Here is a 20,535-nt window from a genome sequence, read left to right on the forward strand (position 1 = left end):
CTACTCGGTCAGCTGGGATGCTTCGCGGAAGGCCGCCAAGTGGCGTTCCTCCGGGGCGATGCCGTTCTTGCGGATGTAGCTCTCGGCGAAAAGCGTTTCCGGGATCGTGTCGCGCAGGCTCTTCACGACAGTTGTCGCTACGGCCTTCTCGCCGGGCAGTGCTTCACGGCGCACCCGGATGCCGGCAAGGCGCAGGCCGTGGGCCTTCACGATGCCCGCAGCATTGGTCATGATGACCGATGCCGCATCCGTGGCTTTCATTTCGAGATAGACCAGCGGACGCAGACCCATGGGGGTGTCTTCATCCCAGGGCATCTCTTCCTTCAGCCAGATCAATTCGGGCTCCAGCTCCTCAAGCTCCAGTGCGGCTGGGGCTGACCCGCCGCGCGGCAGACGCAGGACCGGGGCAGGTCGGGGGATGCTAATATGTCGGTGTTTGACCTTCTCGTCCTGGATTTCGACAATCGTGACTCCGTGGTTATAGGAAATTTCGCTGCTGGAGAGCGGAAAGCAGGAACCGCAGTAGCGTACGCGGCCGCCGCCCAGCGTCTGGGGCTGATGCAGATGGCCGAGTGCCACGTATGAGATAGCACCCGGGAACACTTCTGGCGGCAGCGCGTGGGATCCGCCGATCATGATGCGCCGCTCGGCTCCCTCGCTCTCGGCCCCGCCAGCGCAATGAAGATGCGAGGTGGCGATGAGCGGCGTGCCGGGCGCGGTTTTCCCGATGCGAACGAGGGCCGCCTGGGTGATCTCTTCGAAGAAACGTGTGGCGGCCCGAACGACTGGGCTCTTGATCTCATGATTCTCGTCGTCGCCAAAGTTCAGGCCAGGCAGGTCAGAGGCCCGCAAAAAGGGGATCGACAGAACGTGGCAGGCGACCTGCCCATCCTTCATGATCGGGACTAAGTGCTTATCGATGTCGATGACAAGCTCACCGGTCTCCGAAACACGGATGCGGTGGACTGCGCCAACGACATGCATGTCGAGCGGAGCCATGAGGGTACGGGGAGCCTCGAGTCGCCGGGCCGGGTCGTGGTTACCGCCGGAAATAACGATCTTCAGTCCCGGCCGACGGCGCTTCATCTCCGTCAGGCCATGGTAGAAGAGTTGCTGGATTTCACCGGAGGGATTGGTGTTGTCATAGATGTCACCGGCGACCAGGACGAGGTCGATTTCCTCTTGCACGACGATCTCTGCCAGATTGTCAAACCAGGTGCAATGTTCGGCTTCGCGATCCCATCCGTTCAGGCTGTGTCCAAGGTGGAGATCGGCTGTGTGGAGGATACGCATGACCATTTTCATCATCCAAGTAAAAGTTATGTCAAAGTTATGGGTTGAAAAAACATGCTTTGAGTAGGCTGAGTAGGCGCGTCGGGAAATTTGAACCAGTCGGGCTCGGTCTTAACGCCTCAAAAAGTACAAGACCCTTGGTGATACGATACAAGGATAACCATTCGGCTTCCCCCACTCGTTGTCGAGTTAAACGTGTCAGATAGATGCGCGCATGGCAATCGGGGAGGTGAACGAGCGCTTTCGGGATATTCGGAAATCAAATGCAAAGAAGGCGCATTGCCGAGAAGGACCAATTTTGCAGAACCGGCCCGGAGCGAAGCTTTACTGTGTAATGCATCAACGCCAGTTTCGGACCGAAAGAGGCAACAACGAATACCGAACGGCTTTCGTTCGTTTCTGACCCAGTGCCTACCATGCCACCACTGCCTTCCAGCTGAATGTTTGGCCGATATACCAACGCTCCCGCACAAGACCCGGCAAAGCGGGGAAAAGGGGGGACGACTGACATCGGCCTACGAAATTGATCGTCGCGCACGAATACTGCCGCTCTGGCGAAGTACGGATCGGAATGTCGATTTGCTTTTGGAACATCAGTCCGTCATCAAGGCAGTTTCTCTTCGCCATTCGATACAGGTTTCAAGATAGCTTCGACTGTCAGCCGTTAAGCGATTGATGCCTGCCAAGCGTGATATGTCGCGAGCAGGATCATCGCTCTCATCAAGCGCCTCGGCATGTACGTCGTATAGCCAGGCGATTTCGGAGCGTGAAATATCGCGGATGCTGCGAGGCGGATCAGCTTGGAACGGCACACGGTTTGAGTGGCCGCCCTGGCTCCAGGCGAAATCGACACCATCCTCGTCGTGGATATCGATACGTGCCAAGGCCGCGCCCACCTGTTCAACGATACGTCGGCCAGTGCGTTGCCACCCGTGTTGTTGGGCAACACGCCGCGAAAGGAGCGTCACCGGAAGTGGCCCTTCCGTTCTGACGATGTCCTCAATCAAACGCTCAAGACGCGGGATGTAGGTAGCCTCGTAGAATTGCTCCGGGTCGGGGATAAGGCCGTCAGATTGTGTGATGGCGGCTACGTCGGATTCATCATGTTCCGGCGCTATCACTCCCTCAACAAGAGGCTCCTTGCGATATTCGGGCTCACGCATGCCTGGGGCGGGCAGCAGCTCCATTTCCGCCGTCGACGTTGCCTTGTCGGCTGCAAAACCCTGATCGTCGGGTTGGAAATCATTGGCTGCCAAAACCTCTTCTGACGATGAAATTCGAGCGGCGTCCTCTTCCGCCCGCCTTTCCCTATCTGCCTCCAGATGCTCAGTCAGCGCCTCGTGGATGCGCTCCACGACGGCTTTAGGGTTCTTGAACCAATCGGTCGACCAGATGCGCAAGATCTTCCAGCCGAGGTTTTCCAGAACGGCTTGCCGGACCTTGTCCCGGTCTCGAGCCGTGGCAGAACCGTGATAAGTCGCTCCGTCGCATTCGATCCCCGCAAGGTAGACGCCCGCATGATCCGGATGCACGACGCCCAAGTCGATGCGGAAACCGGAGACGCCGATTTGTGGTCGCAGCTCCCACCCCTTCGCCTCGATGGCCGCCTTGATCGCCGCCTCAAAGACATTCTCCACTGGGCCGAGCGATCCATCGTCTTGCGAGGGCAGTGCAACCGGCCCGCGCGCCGCGAAGTCGAGGAAGCCCTTGAGGTGTTTGACGCCAAGCGCCTTCGTTCGGGTCAAATCGATCTGATCCGCGCGGATCGAGGCGAAGATGTGCAACTCCTGCCGGGCGCGGGTGATCGCCACGTTCAGCCGCTTTTCGCCGCCATCGCCGTTGAGCGCACCAAATGCCATGGACAGCTTGCCCGCGTGATCCGGGCCGAAGGTGATCGAGAACAGCATGACATCGCGTTCATCTCCTTGGATGTTTTCCAGATTCTTAACGATGACGGGTTCTTCGCGATCATCTTCGAAGAACCATTCCAGATCGGGGTTCTTGCGGCGTTCTTCGTCCAGCAGGTCGAGGATCAGCCCTTGTTGTTCACCGTTAAAAGTGATGACGCCGAGCGTGAGGCGCTCTTCTTCGGGCAAGGCGAGCCATTCCGTCAGGCGCCGCACAACCATGCGGGTGATAGCGCGGGCTTCGTCCTCGTTAGTGCGCCCCAAACCACGGGCATAGGTGCCATTGACTTGGTGCAACTGCACCGCCTGAGATTCCGTAGTTGGAGACGGGAAAGTCACCAGTCTTCCGCCATAGTAATGCCAATTGGAGAATGCGATGAGGGATTCATCCCGGCTGCGGTAGTGCCAATCGAGTTGCTGGGTCGGGATGCCAGCGGCAGCCACCTCGTCAAGGATCGAGGCGAGGTCTTTCTCGCTTTCCGGCAGGTCTTCTTCGGTGTCCTCGGTGCGGCCAAAAAAGTTGGTCGGGGGCAGCTGCTTGGGATCGCCGACGATGATGGCTTGCCGTCCGCGTGCGATGGCCCCGATCGCGTCCCAGGTCGTGATCTGGGAAGCCTCGTCGAAGATCACCACGTCAAAGGCGGCTTGCCCGGCTGGCAGGTATTGCGCGACAGACAGAGGCGACATCAACACGCACGGTGCGAGTTTGGTGAAGGTAGCCGGCATCTCTGAGATCAGCGTTCGGATAGGCATGCTGGGACGTTGCAGGCCAAGCTGGTGGCGCAGGGTTCCCAACTCGGATTTGCGGGCAACTCCATCGCGGGCTGGCAGTCCGTGCCGGATGCGGTGAAGGACTTGCTCTGCCGCCATCTCGGTAGCGCGATCGTCGAGGGCGCAGAACTTGGTGATCGCGTCCTCGTGTGACCAATGGGAAAAGCCACGCAGCACGGGTTCTGCATCCATGGCTTGCGGCAGCCACCACTGAGCGTAGGCCGTGGTGAACGCTTCTTCCGCCGGGCCAGTCAGTGTTCGGGCTTCGACAGCTTCGACGAGGGAGGTCAAACCCGCCGCGCAGGCTTGATTGCGCACATTCATCCAGCGCGTCCAATCCTCCAACGCTTCGCGGTTTTCCAGCGTCTGATCAAGGAGCTGGGCGAGGTCATCGAGGGAATGCTGTGTCGGGTCGGTTCCTGCGGTGTCCTGGAACGCATCCGCCTGCGTTGCCCAGCTTTGATAAAGCACGCGGAAACGATCGAGTGCTGCTCGCAGGTCGCCAGTCTCGCGGCGGGCCAGTGCGGCTTTGGCCTTCGTCCATCGCGAGTGATCCGAAACCTGTTGTGCCAGCGGCTCGGTGACCGCTCGGAATTGCCGCGCTTCGGCGATGAACTGCGTCAATCGGGCAGCGTCCGTCGCAGCCTTGTCGAAAGCGGGACAACCGGACAATGCGATGGTGTCGATGTCGTCGTTGATCCGCTGCAAGGCATCGAGACCGGCAATGTCCGTTGCCGGATCGGCCTTGCCGTCCGTGGCATAGGTCTGGAGCAGCTTCCGCACGGCGGATTTGGCGAAGATCGAGAATGGCCAGAACTTTGTCTGGGCCCGCCGCCAGTCGGCGTCCATCTGGTCGAGCGGCATCGCGCCCAGCCGATCCAGAGGATAGCTTGCCGAAAGCGCCCCGGCAGTGTCCCGATACGCGTTCAGCAGTGGGCCAAGTCGTTCGCTCTCCTGCTCCGCTTTCGATAGGTCCGCATCCAGGCCCCAGCTGACATCGGACCCATTGGCCGGCCATCCGGCGAGCGCCACCAGTTTTTCGAGCCGGTCCCGGGTCAGCACATCATCGGTCAACCCGCACAGCGCAGACAGGGCGGCAGCGCCCTTAGCCAGGTCACGGGAGACTGTGCGCAAATTCTCGGCCCGCTTTAACAGCTCCGCCTGCCAGCTAAAGGACCACTCTCCAGCTCCGACAAGCGGCAGGCCGGGACGGCCTTGGACAATCTGATGGCACCGCCCGACCGCCTCGGCCAAGTTGCTCAAATGCGCATAGCTCTCGGCATCGTGGGCATCCTTGTTGTCGAAGGACAGGCTAAAGGGCACCTCGGCGCGAGCAGCGCAGCCCACGGCTTCGTAGACGCTGAAGCCCTGCGTTCCCTTGAGATGTAAGGCAGCCACGTATTCGTTCAGCTGAGTGCGCGTGACCGAGAGGTCATCGGTCACTCGTATCCATTCGGCCTCGGACACCTCGCCCTGCCGGTCCCAGCTGCGCCGGAGTTGGTCAAGCACGGACTTTCGGTCCGCCTTGTTGGAATGTAGCTCCAGCACAGCATCGCCCAGCCCGTGCGCCGATAGACGGCGATGAACCACGTCCAGCGCAGCGGACTTCTCGGCAACGAAAAGCACTGTCTTGCCCACTGCAAGGCACTGCGAAATGATGTTGGCGATAGTCTGGCTCTTGCCTGTACCAGGAGGGCCGATCAGGACAAAGTCGTGCCCCTCCTGTGCAGCAAGCACTGCCGACAACTGCGACGAATCCGCAGGCAATGGCGTGAAGAGATCCCGGGGCGCCACCCGTCGATCCACATCTACGGCAGATGGTAGGGTGGCTGCGCCTTCGGCAAGGAACGGTTCGGTGGGATTGTCGACGAGGTGTTGTACCAAGGTATTGTTTCGCAGGCTGTCCGTCCGGTCGACCAAGTCTTTCCACATCAGGAACTTGGCAAAGGAGAAGGTGGACATGGCCAGTTCTTCCACCACCTCGAACCCGGCCACGTCGCGCACTTTGCGTCGCATGATTTCGAAGATCAGCGGCAGGTCGTAGCCGCTGTCATCACGCGGCAACTCGCCCTCAAGTTCTGGGATGTGCAGGTCAAAGTCGCGCTTAAGGAATTCGAGCAAGGTTGCGTTCAGGCGGACATCATCCTCGTGATGCTCGATAATGAAGTCGGATTGGGCCGAGCGGCGCGAAATCTTGACGGGGATCAACAGCAAAGGCGCGCGGTAGCTGCGCGTATCGGTTTCGGCCTTTTTCCAGCGCAGAAAACCTGCCGCAAGGAACAACGTATTGGTGCCGCCTTCCTGCATGTCACTCTTGGCCTTGCGAAACAATGCGAGGAGGCGGTTGTTCGTATCCTTTCCCCTTAGCGGAACAGCCAGTTGTCGCTTGGAAAAGGCGTCGCGCGCGACCTCTTCGAGCAGCTTAGGCTCGTCCTTGGTGAGCAGGTCACGCTGTCCGACCGGATCTTCGTCTTTGAGGGCAAGCGCTTTGAATTTCTTACCGTCGGCCAGTTGATCTTCAAGGCTCGACACGTCCGGGCAGATGAACGGGATTGTCTGCTTGGTATCGCGGAAGTTCAGCAGGCGGTTGCGCAGAGAGAGGTCGAGCAGCTTGCGCTGCCAACGGGAGATACGATCCTGCGGTGTTTTGGGCTCTTCATCCACCAGATCGCCCGGCAGAAAATCGAAGGCCAACGGTTTTGGCAGGGCTGGCGGCGCGGCCTCGATCTGCTCAGAAACCTGAGTTGTTTCAGTGCTGTGAGAGGCGAGAGGCCGAATACGCGCCACGCGGGCCCGGCGAATGTCGACAGCCATCTGGAACGTGTGTTCATTTCGCTCCGCCGTCAAATCGCGACCTGCGCTGACCGCCTGTTCAAAGCCGATGGTCGGCCTTTTTGTCAGAAGCGTGGTTTCCATGGTGACAAACTCGCGGGCGTCGATGGCCTTGCGCACAGTCATCACGTCGGGTTCCGTCACTTGACCGAAATCGCGCTCCGTAAGCCATACACCCGTCCAGGCATGGCCCTCGGAAAACAACACCACCGGGTTCAGGCCAGCAGCTTCGAAACACGCTGCCAGCAGCAAGGCGCTGTCCAAGCAGGTAGCCAGTCCTTCGGACTTGATGCGCGCAGGACTGCGCACCTTCTGTCCGCGGGTCTCAAAAGAGGCTGGCGGATAGGCATAGGTCAGCCCGAGCGCGGCGGTCGCGGACCATATCGCTCCCGCCAGCATCCACGCCCGCCCAGGGTCTTTAGATTGATAGCCGTCGATCGCGCCGCTTTGCCCGCCACGCTCCAGCAGCCGACCCGCTTCCTTCAGGATCGCGGCAATCACGGCATCGTTGGGCGAGACATAAGCGGCGACCAGATGCGCCATGTCACCGATCCCGCCCCACTCATCGCGGGCCAGCATTTCGATCCGACGCTCTTCGCGAAACAGTTCGGTATCATTGGCGGACACCTTCAAGGTCAATTGGCCAAATTCCGCCTCGTTCAGCCCGGATAGAAGCGTGTCGTTCAAAGGCGTTTCGAGGTCTGACAGGTTCCGCTCTTCACCCGGGCCGAGCCGATCCAGCGTCCAGGTTTTCAGTTTGATGACGGAAGGGCTGCTCTCGATGGAAATAGCGAGGTTTTCCAGCAGCGCATTTGTCCCATTGTGCAAGGTAATCCTGCGGAGGATCGAAACGCCGTTCTGGGCAGAGGAGAAATTGACCTTATCTGCCGTAGAGAAAACTACCCCAAGGTTCTGCCTTTCCTCGACTGTAGCTCCCAGATCAATGGCTTCTGACATAATGCAACCCTTGGTGAATGTGGCTCGATGCTGCACACGCGTCGCTGTGTGTCAATCCGTAGAGAACGAGAGCATCATGAAGAATGGATTTGGACCGCCGAAATCAGTCTGCAAACTGGGTAAATTTATTTCGCACTTTGGCGGACCATAGTTGACTGGGAAAAGAGTAAAACCGGCAGGTAGTGCGTCGACGAGTAGGCAGGCGAAAGTCTTGGAAGGCACAGAGTGCGTTGCATCAGGCAGTGTGCTGCTTGATCGCTACCAACGCTATGACATGACCCACTGCGCTCCGGGCGAGCGGCGACTTTTGAGTTCCGTGATGCGGTCTCCGTCCGTACCTGAATGGCAGCTCTGGGCCATGAGTGCTTAGCCTGACAGGGCCAAACCAGACCATGCGCCCGTCCCGATAGCCCAAGTTGTATTCATGGCCGAAGCCAGTATCAGCTTTGGTTTTTCGGTTTTTTGGACTGTTTCTTTGCTCATGTGGTTCTCCTTTCCATTCGGTTTTGACAGTTCGACAGCGTACGCCAATCCCCAGAGGGTAATGAAGGTTAGAAGGCCACCGAAACAGAGAACATGAAAGGGAATCGAACCCCAACCTTGCAGACCTGCCAGGCAAAGCACTCCGCTGACTTGTACCGTCAATTTCAAGGCGATGTAATATCCCAAACTCAACTCGCTGTAAGCTGCGTCGTAGCGCTCGAATATCCCAGGAAAATCAGTGTCGGGTCATTCGCGGATGTAGCCATGTCAGCTGCCCCTGTCGCATTGATCTCTTAAGCCCGAGGCACGGCTTTCTGAAAGTCCTTTATTGCCGATGACATTTGACCGGACCCGACTTACCCTGGCCGCATGAGTTCAGGTGATTGGTCAGATATTGAAAATGACGCTGTAGTTGCGTCCTACTTTACGATGCTTGGCACGGAGGTGTCAGGGCGCCACTATAACAAGGCGGCGCGGAACAGGATTTTACAGGAGCAGATTGCGCGTAGCCATGGTTCGATCGAGTTCAAGCTGTGCAACGTGTCTGCGGTATGCATCGGGCTCGGTTTGCCGATCATCAAGGGTTATAAGCCTCGGTTCAATTTTCAAATGTCACTTGCCGAGGCTGCTTCCAGGTGGCTGGCGCGGCACCCGGACTGGGAAATCGGACTGCATCGTCAGGAATCTCGGCAGATGGCGGAGCTGGATGCGCTTTTTGTTGGGATCGCGCCAACGCTGCGCAATGCTCCGCCTCCGGATGAGGTGGAGCAGGTACAGCGCGTTGCTCGACGCTTTGACGTGGCGGGCAGGGATGAGCGTAACCGAGTCCTGGGGTTCGCGGGCGAAGAACGCGTATTCCACTACGAACGTCAAATCCTTCGCCAAAGCGGCCGTGAAGATCTGGCGCGGCGTGTTCGCTGGGTCTCCAAAGAGGATGGGGATGGTGTCGGCTACGATATCTCCAGTTTCACAACCGAAGGGCGTGAACGCCTGATCGAAGTGAAGACTACCAATGGGTGGGAGAGGACACCCTTCCACATTTCCCGCAATGAGCTTGAAGTTGCCGAGGAACGGCGCGATGACTGGTATTTGTTCCGGCTGTACAATTTCGCGCGCGTGCCAAAAGCGTTCGAGTTGCGCCCGCCTCTCGATGCGCATGTCTCACTCACAGCAACAAGTTTTCAGGCAAACTTCCAATGACCAATCCGTCGCGCATGTTCAAACGGACTATTGGGATTGACTATTCCGGAGCAGAGACCGCAGAGGCGAGCCTCAAGGGGCTACGTGTCTACCAGACCATTGACGATGAGAGGGCGCAGGAAGTTCTTCCTCCCCCTGGTCCTAAAAAATACTGGACCAGGCGTGGGCTCGCTGATTGGCTGGCGAACCAGCTGGACGGTAGTGTACCGACAATCGTTGGTATTGATCACGCGTTTTCGTTTCCAATCCGCTACTTCGAGCGTCATTCGCTGGAGCCGGACTGGTACAGCTTCCTCGAAGATTTTTGCGCGCACTGGCCGACAGACCAAGCTCACACCTACGTCGATTTCGTGCGGCACGGCAATGTCGGAAATGGTGCGGCCAGAGAGGGAGATAGTCGCTGGCGTCGCCTCACCGAGGAGGCCACGAGATCAGCGAAGTCGGTATTCCACTTTGACGTCCAAGGCTCCGTGGCTAAGTCCACCCACGCCGGGATTCCTTGGCTACGGCATCTCCGCAGGGCACTACCCAGCCTGCATTTCTGGCCTTTCGATGGATGGTGTCCTGATGCTGGTGCTTCGGTCATCGCTGAAACGTACCCGCGCCTTTGGAGCGCAAAGTACCCGAGGGATGAGCGCACTGGTGATCAGCATGATGCGTATTCCATCGCCCGCTGGCTGCAGGAAGCCGATCAAGACGGAGATCTGGCGGCAGCCTTTGCGGCCCCTGAGCCAGCGCCTGTTGCCGCGACAGCATTGGTGGAGGGGTGGATACTCGGTTCTGCCTGGCCACCGGCAGATAAGGCGAAGCCGGTGGAGCGTAAGAGAAGCACCACGTCAGCCAAGACGACCCGGCCGGGCTTTATCAATCGCAACAACCAGGAAGTCTTGCGAAAAACTGACCTGCCTGGCAACGACCACAACCAGGTCGTTTACATCATCCAGTGCCGGCGCTGCGGCGAACGCTACGGCGTGAACGGCTCTGACATATTTCAGCGACGCTGTCCCACTTGCGCTGGTGGCCGTCCGGGGCTTTCGATCGATGACGAATTATAGGCAAGGGCCGCCTACAAGCTGAGCAAGGTTGCACATCGGCTGCAGCTTCTTCCAGATGCGGCAATGTGGTACGGACTGTTCATGAGCGAAAAGTCCTTAAGGTTTTCAGATCGAGCCGTAGCGAAGGCCCTTAGTCGTGCCAAGGATGAAGAACGCTTGGATGCTGGAGAAATCAGCCCATCTGAGCTGCGCGTGCAGAATTCGTTCATTAAGGGCCCTGGGCTGGCGAAGAAGAAAGTTGGGTTCTCACCCAAGTGCCGCCCCCAAAACGGCGACAAATACTTCGTGGTAGACCATAACGGATCCAAAGGGTCTAACAAAGCAGCATCCCGAAAGGATGATGCAACCGATTGATTTTGCAAGAACTTGAAGGGACAGGAAGTATGATCGATGGTTGGGTAGGCACATAGGGAACTTTCCATATGCACCCTGCGAGTTATAGACTCGGGCAATGGATAAATCTGAACTCGATAATCTCCAAACGAACCTGGAGGAACCCGGTTCGAATGAACTGGCGTTCTTCGACCGGCTGCGGGCGGTTGGCGGAAGTGTCGGCCTTGATGAAAATGGTGAGCTTGTAAAGCTTCCTGGACCTGTTTTCATTGACTTCGAAGCTTCGAGCCTTTCCTCAAATTCATGGCCGATCGAAGTGGGTATCTCCTGGTTAGATGGCCGAAAGGTCATTACTCAAAGCAAGTTGATTAAACCACGATCAGACTGGTCTATGGCTGATTGGAACTCGAAGAGCGCAGAAATCCATGGGATTGCTCGGCAGGAAATCGAGGCTGCTGACGATGCAGACACCGTAACGCACTGGTTGCTTGAAGCAGTCGGTCGACGTGTTCTCGTGTCAGATGCTCCAGAATTTGATCAAATTTGGCTGGACCGGCTGCTTGGTAGGCAAGGTCCAAAAATTGAAGATTTCGACCAACTGGTGTGGTCTGCGTTCTCAGATGATGGCTTGGTCAATCCAGGACGACTGCACCGCATATACAAGGCTCTGTCACAAAGCGAGACCGTTCACCGGGCGGGGATGATGCAGCTAAACTGTGCCGCGCTTGGCGAGTTGGGCTGAAGGGGGCAGATGATGGTCTGATAGTGGCCCATGTATTGGCCTCAAGGCGTCAATTTGCTTCGATCGGCTGCAAGATTTTGGGATTTTTTAACAGAGACAAATGCCGTCGACCTTGATCACGCCGACGAAACAGAACCGTGTCACTGTATGGTGCTCAGCGACGTGGGGATTTGCGACAGGCTGTGCGATGTATGGACCTGCACCGTTTTCGTTCCGGTGTGTAGCTCATGTTAGGCGGCGATCTTTTCGAAAGCCACGGGTGATTTCCAGCCGATGGCCGAATGCCGTCGGCGTGGGTTGTAGAAGCCGTTGATGTATTCGAAGACGGCCAGTTCGACCTCTCTGCGGGTCTGCCAGGTCCGGCGCCAGATTAATTCGGCCTTCAGCGACTTGAAGAAGCTCTCGACGGCCGAATTATCATAGCAATTTCCCTTTCCGCTCATCGACGGCACCAAGTCGTGCTTGCGCAGACGCTTTTGATACTCGTGGGCACAGTATTGGGCGCCGCGATCAGTGTGGTGGATGCAGCCCGGGGGCGGCTTTCGTAGGGCAATCGCCATGTCCAAAGCGCGCAAGGCCAGATCCTGTTTCATGCGGTTGCTCAGGGCCCAGCCGATCACCCGTCGCGAATAGAGGTCGATGATCACAGCAAGATAGGCCCATCCCTCGCGGGTCCAAATATAAGTGATGTCTCCCGCCCACTTCTGGTTCGGGGCGCTTGCGGTGAAATCCTGACGCAACAGGTTGGGCGCGATATTGAAGGTGTGATTGCTGTCGGTCGTGCGCTTGAACTTGCGGCTGCGCAGCACCTGGATGCCGTTATCACGCATGATCCGCGCCACACGGCGTTGCCCGACATGGATGCCCAGTTCATTGAGTTCCTGCGTCATGCGCGGACGACCGTAGCTGCCCAGGCTCAAGCGATGCTGCTCTCGAATATGCGCCAAGAGCACCATATCCCGACGTTGGCGGCGTGACGGCGGCCTGTGCCGCCAGGCCCGAAGACCACGATCCGTCACCTGCATCAGGCGACACAAATGGCTGCGTGGCAAATCCCCGCGGTAATCCGCAATGAACTGAAATCTCATTGCTTTTGACCCGCGAAGAAGATTGCCGCCTTTTTTAACACCTCCCTCTCCTCCCGAAGAATGCGGTTTTCTTTGCGTAGGCGTTCGTTCTCGCGCCGAAGCTCAGAATCCTGGGTCGCGGTAGAAGGATCGTCCGAGAACTGACGTATCCATTTGCCCAAGGTCGAAAGGCCGACCCCCAGATCCGACGCGACTTGGCGACGCGTCAGCCCGCTGCTTGTCGCGATCCGAACCGCTTCGCGTTTGAAATCGTCACTGTGTTTGGGTGCCATTTCCGGTCTCCTCTATGGCGAGCATTGCTCGCAGAAAACCGGAACAAAAGTGAAGCAGGTCCAACGAGGCGCGAGCAGCCTCGCGAGTTGGTAGGTGGCCATGGCTGCTGAGCTCTATGAGGACGTGTGAGCGGCATGGTTTGTCACTCAGTCAACACCGCAAGCAGAAATGGGATGACGTTCTCAGAAATCTCTCAGATATCGCACCCCATGGGCATGAACTGGAAATATTGGCTGCGAATGCTCAATCGCGAAAGGTATCGCCTCTTCAAGTATACGTCGTGGATAGGTTCAAGGGGAATAGCGGCCCAGCGTGGCTTGACGCGCAAACTATCGAACAGGCCGCTCGCACTTCCGAAATGGTTGGTGTTTTAGCGGGGTGGGGAGCAACGCCTAACCTGAACCAATTTACGTCTGACAACTGGGATGCTGCCGGGCGACTGGGCTTTGAGATTACCAAAGGTGGAGAGGCAAGCATCCAGGAGTTCTTTCGCGACCTCCAAAAGAGACACCCCGACCCAAGTGGTAACGCTGGGCCACAGGCCGTATTCGGACGGCTGTATCAATGGTTGCAGTTTGGTCGCTCTGGCAAAGACTGGGGACCGATCAAAGAGGTTCTTCGAGATCACATACTGGAGACAATGGCGATTGAGCCAGGCACAGTTCTTCTTGGGCATACGGTTGAAAAACGGCGTTTTCATTCGGTGCCATCATTGGCAAAAAAATACGGCTTGCATCCAGCGACGCTTCGGCGAGTTGCCGTATTGCGCGGGTTAATTGGGGGGGCGAGGTCAGATCTCCACAAAAATATCTTTGATGCCCAAAGGGGGAGGCTGTGGCCGCATCTCTTTTGCGGGCAATAACTGTCAAGGAGGCTCAAACCCGTCTGAATGCGACACGCTTGCAGGCTCAAATGCTCATACGCGAGGGGTTCATAAAAAGTGTCATTGGCAAAGCAGCATTGAAGGGTGGAGCTGCGACCTGCATTGATCCGTATTCTGTCGAGGAGTTCCTCGGGCAACTTAGTCGCAAAGCACGGTCTGTTCCTCGGCTTTCGAAGGGAGTGCGCTCCATAACCAAGTCTGCTGAGATTTCCGGGCGGCCGACGCGTGAGATTGTCAAATTACTCCTTTCAGGGAGGCTTGAAAGAGTCGAGGTTGAGATAGGATCGTCGGGGTATTCTGCGGTTCATGTTGATCCGGGAGAGGTCATCGAGAAGCTTCCGGATCCGGACACTCGGATGGGACGAGGTGAACTGGCGCAACTATTGAGGATCAGCCCTGTCGCAATGAAGCGGCTGAGCGAAGGAGCTGAGGGAGAGCCGTTTTTGAATCCCAAACCTCGAACAAGCACACTTGGCGCGCCGATGCGCTATTCTCACGAAGAGGTCGACTGGTTCCAAAGAACATATGCGACGTTGGGAGAATTGGTCAGAATTTCAGGGCTTCATCATGCTCAAGTTCTGAAACAACTTCGCGAAAATAACATTGGTCCAGTCCGGGATCCAGAGCAGATCAAGATACACCTTTTCAAACGGGGGGTTGCCTTCGCCGTACTCCAAGACTGAAAAAGCACCGAACCGAGGCCGCGCTTTGCGCGGCTTTTTTTGTGGCCGAAGGCTGGGTAGTTGCAAACTTTTGCTGGTCAAAATGGCAAAGTAGTTCGAATATTGTGGCCCATTGGTGCCGTAAGTGGTTGATTTTATTTGGACTGGTTTTCTCGAGTTGCAAACTGATGCTGGTTTTCACAGTTGGTTGTTGACGTCCGACACCAGAACTACGTCTTGGCTGCGTTGTGGGTTGTTTAATTTCAATAACTTAGATCCCCAAGCGACAAACGTAAATCCGCCTTCCGACACGCCCAGACCGTTCTCCGGCAAGTCCAGACCGTCTTGACCAAGAAAATTCAAATGCTGTTCTGAAGTCTGGGCACAAAAAAACCGCCCCTAGGGGCGGTTCGGTTTGGAAAACATGGCGAAGGTCAGCTGCTTTTGGGCCGCCGCCGCTTCCTGCGCTCTTCCCCGTATCTCTGCAAGGCGGTGCCAGTATCAATGGCACTCCAGTTTTCCGCAACAAAGGGGTTCAACTCCTCATCGCAATCCATCCTCTCCGAATAGGCGTCCGCAAAGAAGCCCATGTCGATTTCACGGCTTTTCTCATCAAGGCATTCCCCGATTGCCTCGATGGCCATCTCCATAGCAACACCGAACCGGCCGACAGCAGCGTGAATCAGAATTTTGATGAACTCATCTTGAGCCAAGAGGCCCGTATCCAAAATTCCCGCGGTTTTGAAGAGTTCGGCCAATGCTTTACGCAGCACGATACTGTCATTCTTGAAGCTCATCGGCTTCATCTCGACTGGGCGCAAGCGGCGGGTCAGCGTCGGATCATGGTTGATCAACGTTTTTCCTTCTGGCGTTGCCGTCATGATCAGGCAAACCGGCCACTCCCTATCTTGCATGAGGTTGCGAAACCGCTTGCTGAATACTTCAATGCTATCGCTGGTTTTGTAGCGCCCGCTGTCCTGCACCACGTCAAGATGCAGAGCAGCCACGCCCATTTTCTTCATGAAAAACATCACCCTCTGCGTGAGATAGTCTTCATCACGGTTAGATTTTACTGGATAGCCAAGGACTCGGAGGATCTCTTTCAGCGTATCTTTCACGGATGCACGCCCAGGAACGATCACGCTGACGATCTGCGCACCGAACTCTTGACTGCCACAAACTTCAGTCAAAGCGTGATACTCTTGGATGATTTCCTTGACGATCCGGGATTTACCGGCACCTGCGGGATCGATAAGAGCTGCGCCTTTCAACTCGTGCTTGCCCGCCTTGAGACGCGCCTGACGCGCAGCAAGCACTTTGAAAACCCGGTCCCGAAAATCCCAATACGTCTGAGTTTTCACGAAATAGTCCTCAAGGCTGACCATTTGCTCAGCAGTATCACTGTATTGGTTGAAGTCCGCCAGATCGCCTTCAGTAATGGTCATTATTCCAACTCCGGTTTCTTTTTGCGTTTGCGGTTTCGCGCTGCAGACCGAAATCGGTCCATGCTGGTCGGGGTGTCAGTTTCCGCCTCCTCACGAAGGGGGCTTCTTCCACAAATTCGCCGCCCCCGATCTCGAAACCTCCGTGGACAGGGTCCACGTATTCATCGCGCCCGATATACGGTTTTTCATGCTGTCCTTTGCCAAAACCGAGTTCCAGAGCAGCGCGGTCGATTTCAGCCTGAGAATAGCCAGACAGACCCACATCCGCGTTCTGCGCGATTGACGAAGCCATCTTTTCCCAAAGATTGCAGGCTTCGTCCCTGGCGCCTTTCCGGGAAAGATTTTCAGCCTCGGCACGCTGCTTGCGAATGAGCTTCTCGGTTTGCCACTGGCGCAGCGTTTTGCCATGCATTTGCGGATCGCGAGCGCTGACTGAAATCATTTCGCCCTTCGCAAGGACCGTGATTGCACCCAGATCGAAAGGATCAACCTTAATCTCGACTTTTTCCCCAGGCTTAGCGATGCGGTCAACCAAACGGGCTTTGCGCTGATTGCGGGTGTACTCATTGGAATAAACTGCACCCGCGTACCTGATCCCGGCTTCGCAGACGCTGGCATCCGTGTAAAAGCCGCAGGCTTCACGAAGTTGCGACGCGGATGGCATCTGGCCGTAGTCGTAGGTCTGCCCTTCAGTCAACTCGTCCCAGACCGCTGCAGGAGTACGGAAATTCAAACCACGATGCGGCGTGTTGTGGTACTCGGCAATGAACGCCACGAACATAGCGTGCAACTCATCATCGGTGATGCAGGCCTCCTCACCAGGCTTTCGGTCATTTCGATTTTGAGGGTTATTGGCCGTGTACCCGGGCAAATAGCGGGCCCACTTCAGATCACAAGTCCAGAAGAAGCGCTCCATGTGCCCGCGCAGGGATGACACCCCCGCCACTGTATTCATATGCGACACTGCCAAATGCCGCACGGCCTGCGAGAACGCTGCACCTCCGAACGGATCTCTGCCATATTCCGTTCCGTTGTCATTGGACACCTGCTGGATAGGGCAACAGTAATCCCACTCCGCACCTGTGATGCCAATGTCCCGAAACAGATAGGTCTTATTCATAAAGGCCATTCGCAGGGCCTCCAAGGATGCTTGTTCATTGGGAGTCCTGCTAATCGAGAAGCCAAGAATGCACCGTGTTGCAACATCAATCAGGGTAGTTACCCAACGGCGCACTCTTTTGACGGCCTTACGCTCTTCTTCCGTCATCTGGTTGTACTGCTCGCGCGTCGTATCGAGGGTCACCAGGTGAAACTGAGCTACTCCCCAATTGTTGGACAGGTTCTGGCGTAATTTAAGCTACTCTCTGCTCCTGCTGATCGGGTTGGGTTTTGTGTTTTCTCAGCCAATAGACCACGGCCGGGGTTTGCCGCCAAGGGCGGAATGTGGGCGTTTTCGGTTGTAGAACTCGATCCACTTTCCGACGCCGACCTTCGCCTCTGATCCGGTCTCCCAAGCATGCAAGTAGACGCATTCGTATTTCAGGCTCCGCCAAAGCCGCTCGACGAAGATGTTATCGAGGAACCGGCCTTTGCCATCCATCGAGATGCGCACACCGGATCGCCACAGCCTGTCCGTCCAGGCGAAGGACGTGAACTGGCTGCCCTGATCTGTATTCATGATCTCGGGCGGGCCGAACTTGTGGATGGCCTCGTTCAGCGCCTCGACACAGAAGTCCGCTTCCAGCGTGTTCGAGATGCGCCAGGCCAGCACCTTGCGCGTGTGCCAGTCAATGATCGCCACCAGATACAGGAACCCCTTGCGCATTGGCAGATAGGTGATGTCCGCCGCCCAGACCTGGTTCGGGCGCCCCACCCGCAGACCACGCAGCAGATAGGGGTAGGTCTTGTGCCCCTTCGCAGCCCTGCCCCCTCTCGCACATGCTTTGCATGTGCTGCCGGGCAGCGGGTGTTGGGCTTCTGGTAGATCGGCATGAGCCCCATCACCCTCATCAGCCGCCTGATCCGCTTTTCGTTCACCAAATGACCTTCATTGCGCAGATGCCAAGTCATCTGCCGCACACCGAAGAACGGCGTTTCCAGGAACTGTTCGTCGATCCGGCGCATCAGCATCAGGTTCAGAGCCGTCTCGCCTTTGGGCTGATAATAGAACGACGACCGCGAGATCGACAGCAGCTTGCACTGCTTGCTAATGGGCAGATTGGCATTGGCAGGCTCGATCATTTTCCTCCTCACTTGCCGATCCACGGTTTGAGCTTTCGTGACAAAAAATCGTTGGCAACGGCCAGCTCCCCAATCTTGGCGTGCAGCTCTTTGACCTGTTCTTCGTCAATCTCCTGGGGCTTCCTGCCGCCGCGCTTGAACACGCCGGACGCGCCCTCCAGAAGAGCCCGCTTCCAGCTGTGGATCATCGTTGGGTGAACGCCAAACTGGCTCGCCAGCTCAGCAACAGTCCGCTCGCCCTTCAGAGCCTCAAGCGCGACTTTCGCTTTGAAATCGGGCGAATGGTTCTTCCGTTTCGACATCTCTGATCTCCTCTTCGTCGAAGATCAGCAGACAGCAAATCGCAGCTTACGTCAGTGTCCGAAATTCAGGGGTAGCTCAGGGTTACCATCTTTGTTGTGCCTCAAAAGCTTCTAGAGATGCTGGCTCTGGCAACGAGCCGCGCCGCTAAGTGAAGCTACATTCCAAATTATGGAAGCTAAAGCTGGGCTACTGCGTCGTTAAAGTTTAGGTGTACTATCAAACCGGGAATTAGACGTTGTATGTGCGAGAACAAACCCACTTTGAATGGCCGCTTTCTGTTCAAGCCAGATGCTGCTTCGCGATTGCAGAGAATGTGCGGAAACCCGTCCGACCTTCTGATGCCTTCGCGAAGGCAACAAGGATTGCGCACCTGCGGTGAAAGGCAGGTTGGTCCGCTATCTGTCGCTTGATCCCAGCTGTATGAAGTTCAGCTTTTGCCATGCAGGTAATCCAGCTTGATGGTAGTTCGGGTCGACAGTGACCGCCATGAGTGCGGCCAAATGAGCACAGGACCTTATTCAATTGATCAAAAAACGGGGCCAGCTCTGCCGTCCACGCCGCAAAGAAAATCGTGAGTACTCCAAAGTATCCTACCCCGGGGCCTTGTTGCAAAAATCGGGCGAGGGATTCACTGCGTGAAACCAGCATGCTAGCTGTGAGCCATGAGCAGTTGGGCCGCTAGGAAGTACAAGACCACGAACCGGCCGGCTTACAATGAGGCACTAAGGCGGCGCGGTTCGCTGACGGTGTGGTTTGATCCCGACATGGTGTGGAGGCCTGCGCCGACGGGACGGCAGCCGAGCTTCAGCGATGCCGCAATCCAGACCTGCCTGACGATGAAGGTGCTGTTCGCGATGCCGTTGCGACAGACGGCTGGGTTCGCCGAAAGCCTCCTGCGGCTGGTCGGGCTGGACTGGCCGGTCCCGGACTTCAGCCCCTTGTGCCGTCGCCGACGGAAGCTGAACGTGGCTATCCCCTACCGTGGAGGGAAAGGCCCGCTGAACCTGTTGATCCCCTCTCGTGACATCACTGCGTGATGCACTGCCGGGCAGCGGACAGCACCGGGATCAAGGCCGAGGGCGAAGGTGAGTGGAATGCCCGAAAGCCCCCCTCTCGCACATGCCATGCATGTGCTGCCGGGCAGCGGGTGGCTCCAAGCGGCGCATCTGGCGCAAGATACACATCCCTTGCCGTCAGGGTCATGCACAGCATGATCCCGAGAGGGGAATTGATGAGGAAACGCTGGAAGTTCGGGCGGTTGATGTCACCAGTAGCAATATCGGCGACGCCCCCATACTACCGGAACTGCTGGACCAGACCGGAGCGGATCAGGACATCGCGCCGGTCACAGCCGGCGGGGCCTGCGGCACAAGAAATTGCCACGAGGCAATCGCTGCCCGAAATGCTGCCGCTGTCATACCGCCACGCAAGAACGCAAAGCCTTGGAAACCAACGGGTCCCGGCGCCGTCGCCCGCAACGAAGCGCTGCGAGCCTCGAAGTACTTGGGCCGTGCCGTCTGGCGACGGTGAAGCGGCTGCCACCGCCGGAGCCGTGTCGAGATATGAGGAGGATCAGAAAAGGATCCGGGGATCCTTTTCCCGGCGATTGGATGAATTGCATCAAGCTCCTTGGCCAATCCTTGATGGCACGAGACTTCGAACGCCAAGTCGCCGAGCTGCAGGTCCGTATCGCCGTGCTGAACGGCTGCACTGCGCTTGGCATACCTGTTACGCGGCCCGTGGGGTAAGTCCGTCCGGGGAAAGGGAAACTACGGTCAAACCCCGATTTGTGCAACAAGGCCCCTTCGGAGGGGAAACGAATTGATGCCGGCCAGCCTTGGGCGTGAAGCTCAGGACCGCATGGACCGCCCGGTGGGCAAACTGGTTGAGCGGTGGGCTGCGGCCGCAGACCTCTTCCACCTCAAGCTCGACGACCGGAGAGCCTTGGAGGTTCTACGCAACGGTGTGAAGCTGATCCGGATCCAGACAGAACATCAGGCGGATGAAATCGCTGCCTGGGTCCATGCCGGCATGGACCCAGGCAGGTAATGCCCCTATGACAGGCCA

12 protein-coding genes and 2 pseudogenes are annotated in these 20,535 nt (G+C 57.1%); 8 read left to right on the forward strand and 6 right to left on the reverse strand.

The window, feature by feature from the left end; genetic code table 11:
- Both sbcD and ETW23_RS14170 read right to left on the reverse strand, forming a co-directional pair.
- On the reverse strand, window positions 1-1,299 hold the full coding sequence (gene sbcD, locus ETW23_RS14165; protein WP_167738118.1) for an exonuclease subunit SbcD: 1,299 nt from the start codon (window positions 1,297-1,299) through the stop codon (window positions 1-3).
- 587 nt (window positions 1,300-1,886) lie between these two features.
- Entirely contained in the window at window positions 1,887-7,760 is a 5,874-nt protein-coding gene (locus ETW23_RS14170; RefSeq protein WP_134830363.1) for a DUF3320 domain-containing protein, read from the reverse strand.
- Window positions 7,761-8,612: 852 nt separating this feature from the next.
- On the opposite strand from ETW23_RS14170, the gene ETW23_RS14175 reads away from it, so the two are divergent.
- The 4 genes from ETW23_RS14175 (at window position 8,613) to ETW23_RS14195 (ending at window position 11,573) form a co-directional block, all read left to right on the forward strand.
- Complete coding sequence (locus ETW23_RS14175) at window positions 8,613-9,443, forward strand: DUF3883 domain-containing protein (protein WP_134830364.1); 831 nt, start codon at window positions 8,613-8,615, stop codon at window positions 9,441-9,443.
- Entirely contained in the window at window positions 9,440-10,498 is a 1,059-nt protein-coding gene (locus ETW23_RS14180) for a hypothetical protein (RefSeq protein WP_205879907.1), read from the forward strand. The genes ETW23_RS14175 and ETW23_RS14180 overlap by 4 nt, the downstream gene beginning before the upstream one ends.
- A gap of 81 nt (window positions 10,499-10,579) precedes the next feature.
- Window positions 10,580-10,852: a hypothetical protein gene (locus tag ETW23_RS14190; RefSeq protein ID WP_134830365.1), complete on the forward strand. Its 273-nt coding sequence runs from the start codon at window positions 10,580-10,582 to the stop codon at window positions 10,850-10,852.
- Between the two features lie 97 nt (window positions 10,853-10,949).
- Window positions 10,950-11,573: a hypothetical protein gene (locus ETW23_RS14195; protein WP_134830366.1), complete on the forward strand. Its 624-nt coding sequence runs from the start codon at window positions 10,950-10,952 to the stop codon at window positions 11,571-11,573.
- Between the two features lie 230 nt (window positions 11,574-11,803).
- Here the strand turns inward: ETW23_RS14195 and ETW23_RS14200 are convergent.
- Window positions 11,804-12,933 (reverse strand): IS3 family transposase gene (locus tag ETW23_RS14200; RefSeq protein ID WP_134828802.1). Its coding sequence is split into 2 segments (ribosomal slippage): window positions 11,804-12,699 and window positions 12,699-12,933, totalling 1,131 coding nucleotides; the frame shifts between segments, so codons are not numbered across the junction.
- A 140-nt stretch (window positions 12,934-13,073) separates the two neighbouring features.
- Between ETW23_RS14200 and ETW23_RS14205 the strand changes: the two genes are divergently transcribed.
- The gene (locus tag ETW23_RS14205; RefSeq protein WP_134830367.1) at window positions 13,074-13,796 is read left to right on the forward strand and encodes a hypothetical protein; all 723 of its coding nucleotides are present in this window, start codon (window positions 13,074-13,076) and stop codon (window positions 13,794-13,796) included.
- Window positions 13,769-14,500, forward strand: a complete 732-nt coding sequence (locus ETW23_RS14210) for a hypothetical protein (protein ID WP_134830368.1) — start codon at window positions 13,769-13,771, stop codon at window positions 14,498-14,500. Before ETW23_RS14205 ends, ETW23_RS14210 begins: the two co-directional genes overlap by 28 nt.
- A gap of 413 nt (window positions 14,501-14,913) precedes the next feature.
- Here ETW23_RS14210 and ETW23_RS14215 read toward each other — a convergent pair whose 3' ends face one another.
- The 3 genes and pseudogenes from ETW23_RS14215 to ETW23_RS14225 form a co-directional block, all read right to left on the reverse strand.
- The gene (locus ETW23_RS14215; protein WP_134830369.1) at window positions 14,914-15,924 is read right to left on the reverse strand and encodes a TniB family NTP-binding protein; all 1,011 of its coding nucleotides are present in this window, start codon (window positions 15,922-15,924) and stop codon (window positions 14,914-14,916) included.
- On the reverse strand, window positions 15,911-17,227 hold the full coding sequence (locus tag ETW23_RS14220) for a DDE-type integrase/transposase/recombinase (protein WP_134830370.1): 1,317 nt from the start codon (window positions 17,225-17,227) through the stop codon (window positions 15,911-15,913). The genes ETW23_RS14215 and ETW23_RS14220 overlap by 14 nt, the downstream gene beginning before the upstream one ends.
- A 96-nt stretch (window positions 17,228-17,323) precedes the next feature.
- Window positions 17,324-18,467, reverse strand: a pseudogene (locus tag ETW23_RS14225) (IS3 family transposase).
- Between the two features lie 663 nt (window positions 18,468-19,130).
- Here ETW23_RS14225 and ETW23_RS14230 point away from each other — a divergent pair.
- Both ETW23_RS14230 and ETW23_RS14235 read left to right on the forward strand, forming a co-directional pair.
- Window positions 19,131-20,216: pseudogene (locus ETW23_RS14230) on the forward strand (IS5 family transposase).
- 76 nt (window positions 20,217-20,292) lie between these two features.
- Window positions 20,293-20,517, forward strand: a complete 225-nt coding sequence (locus ETW23_RS14235; RefSeq protein ID WP_134830371.1) for a hypothetical protein — start codon at window positions 20,293-20,295, stop codon at window positions 20,515-20,517.
- Window positions 20,518-20,535 lie beyond the last annotated feature (18 nt).

The sequence above is a fragment of the Leisingera sp. NJS201 genome, from assembly GCF_004535885.1.
In the GTDB taxonomy this organism is placed as follows: domain Bacteria; phylum Pseudomonadota; class Alphaproteobacteria; order Rhodobacterales; family Rhodobacteraceae; genus Leisingera.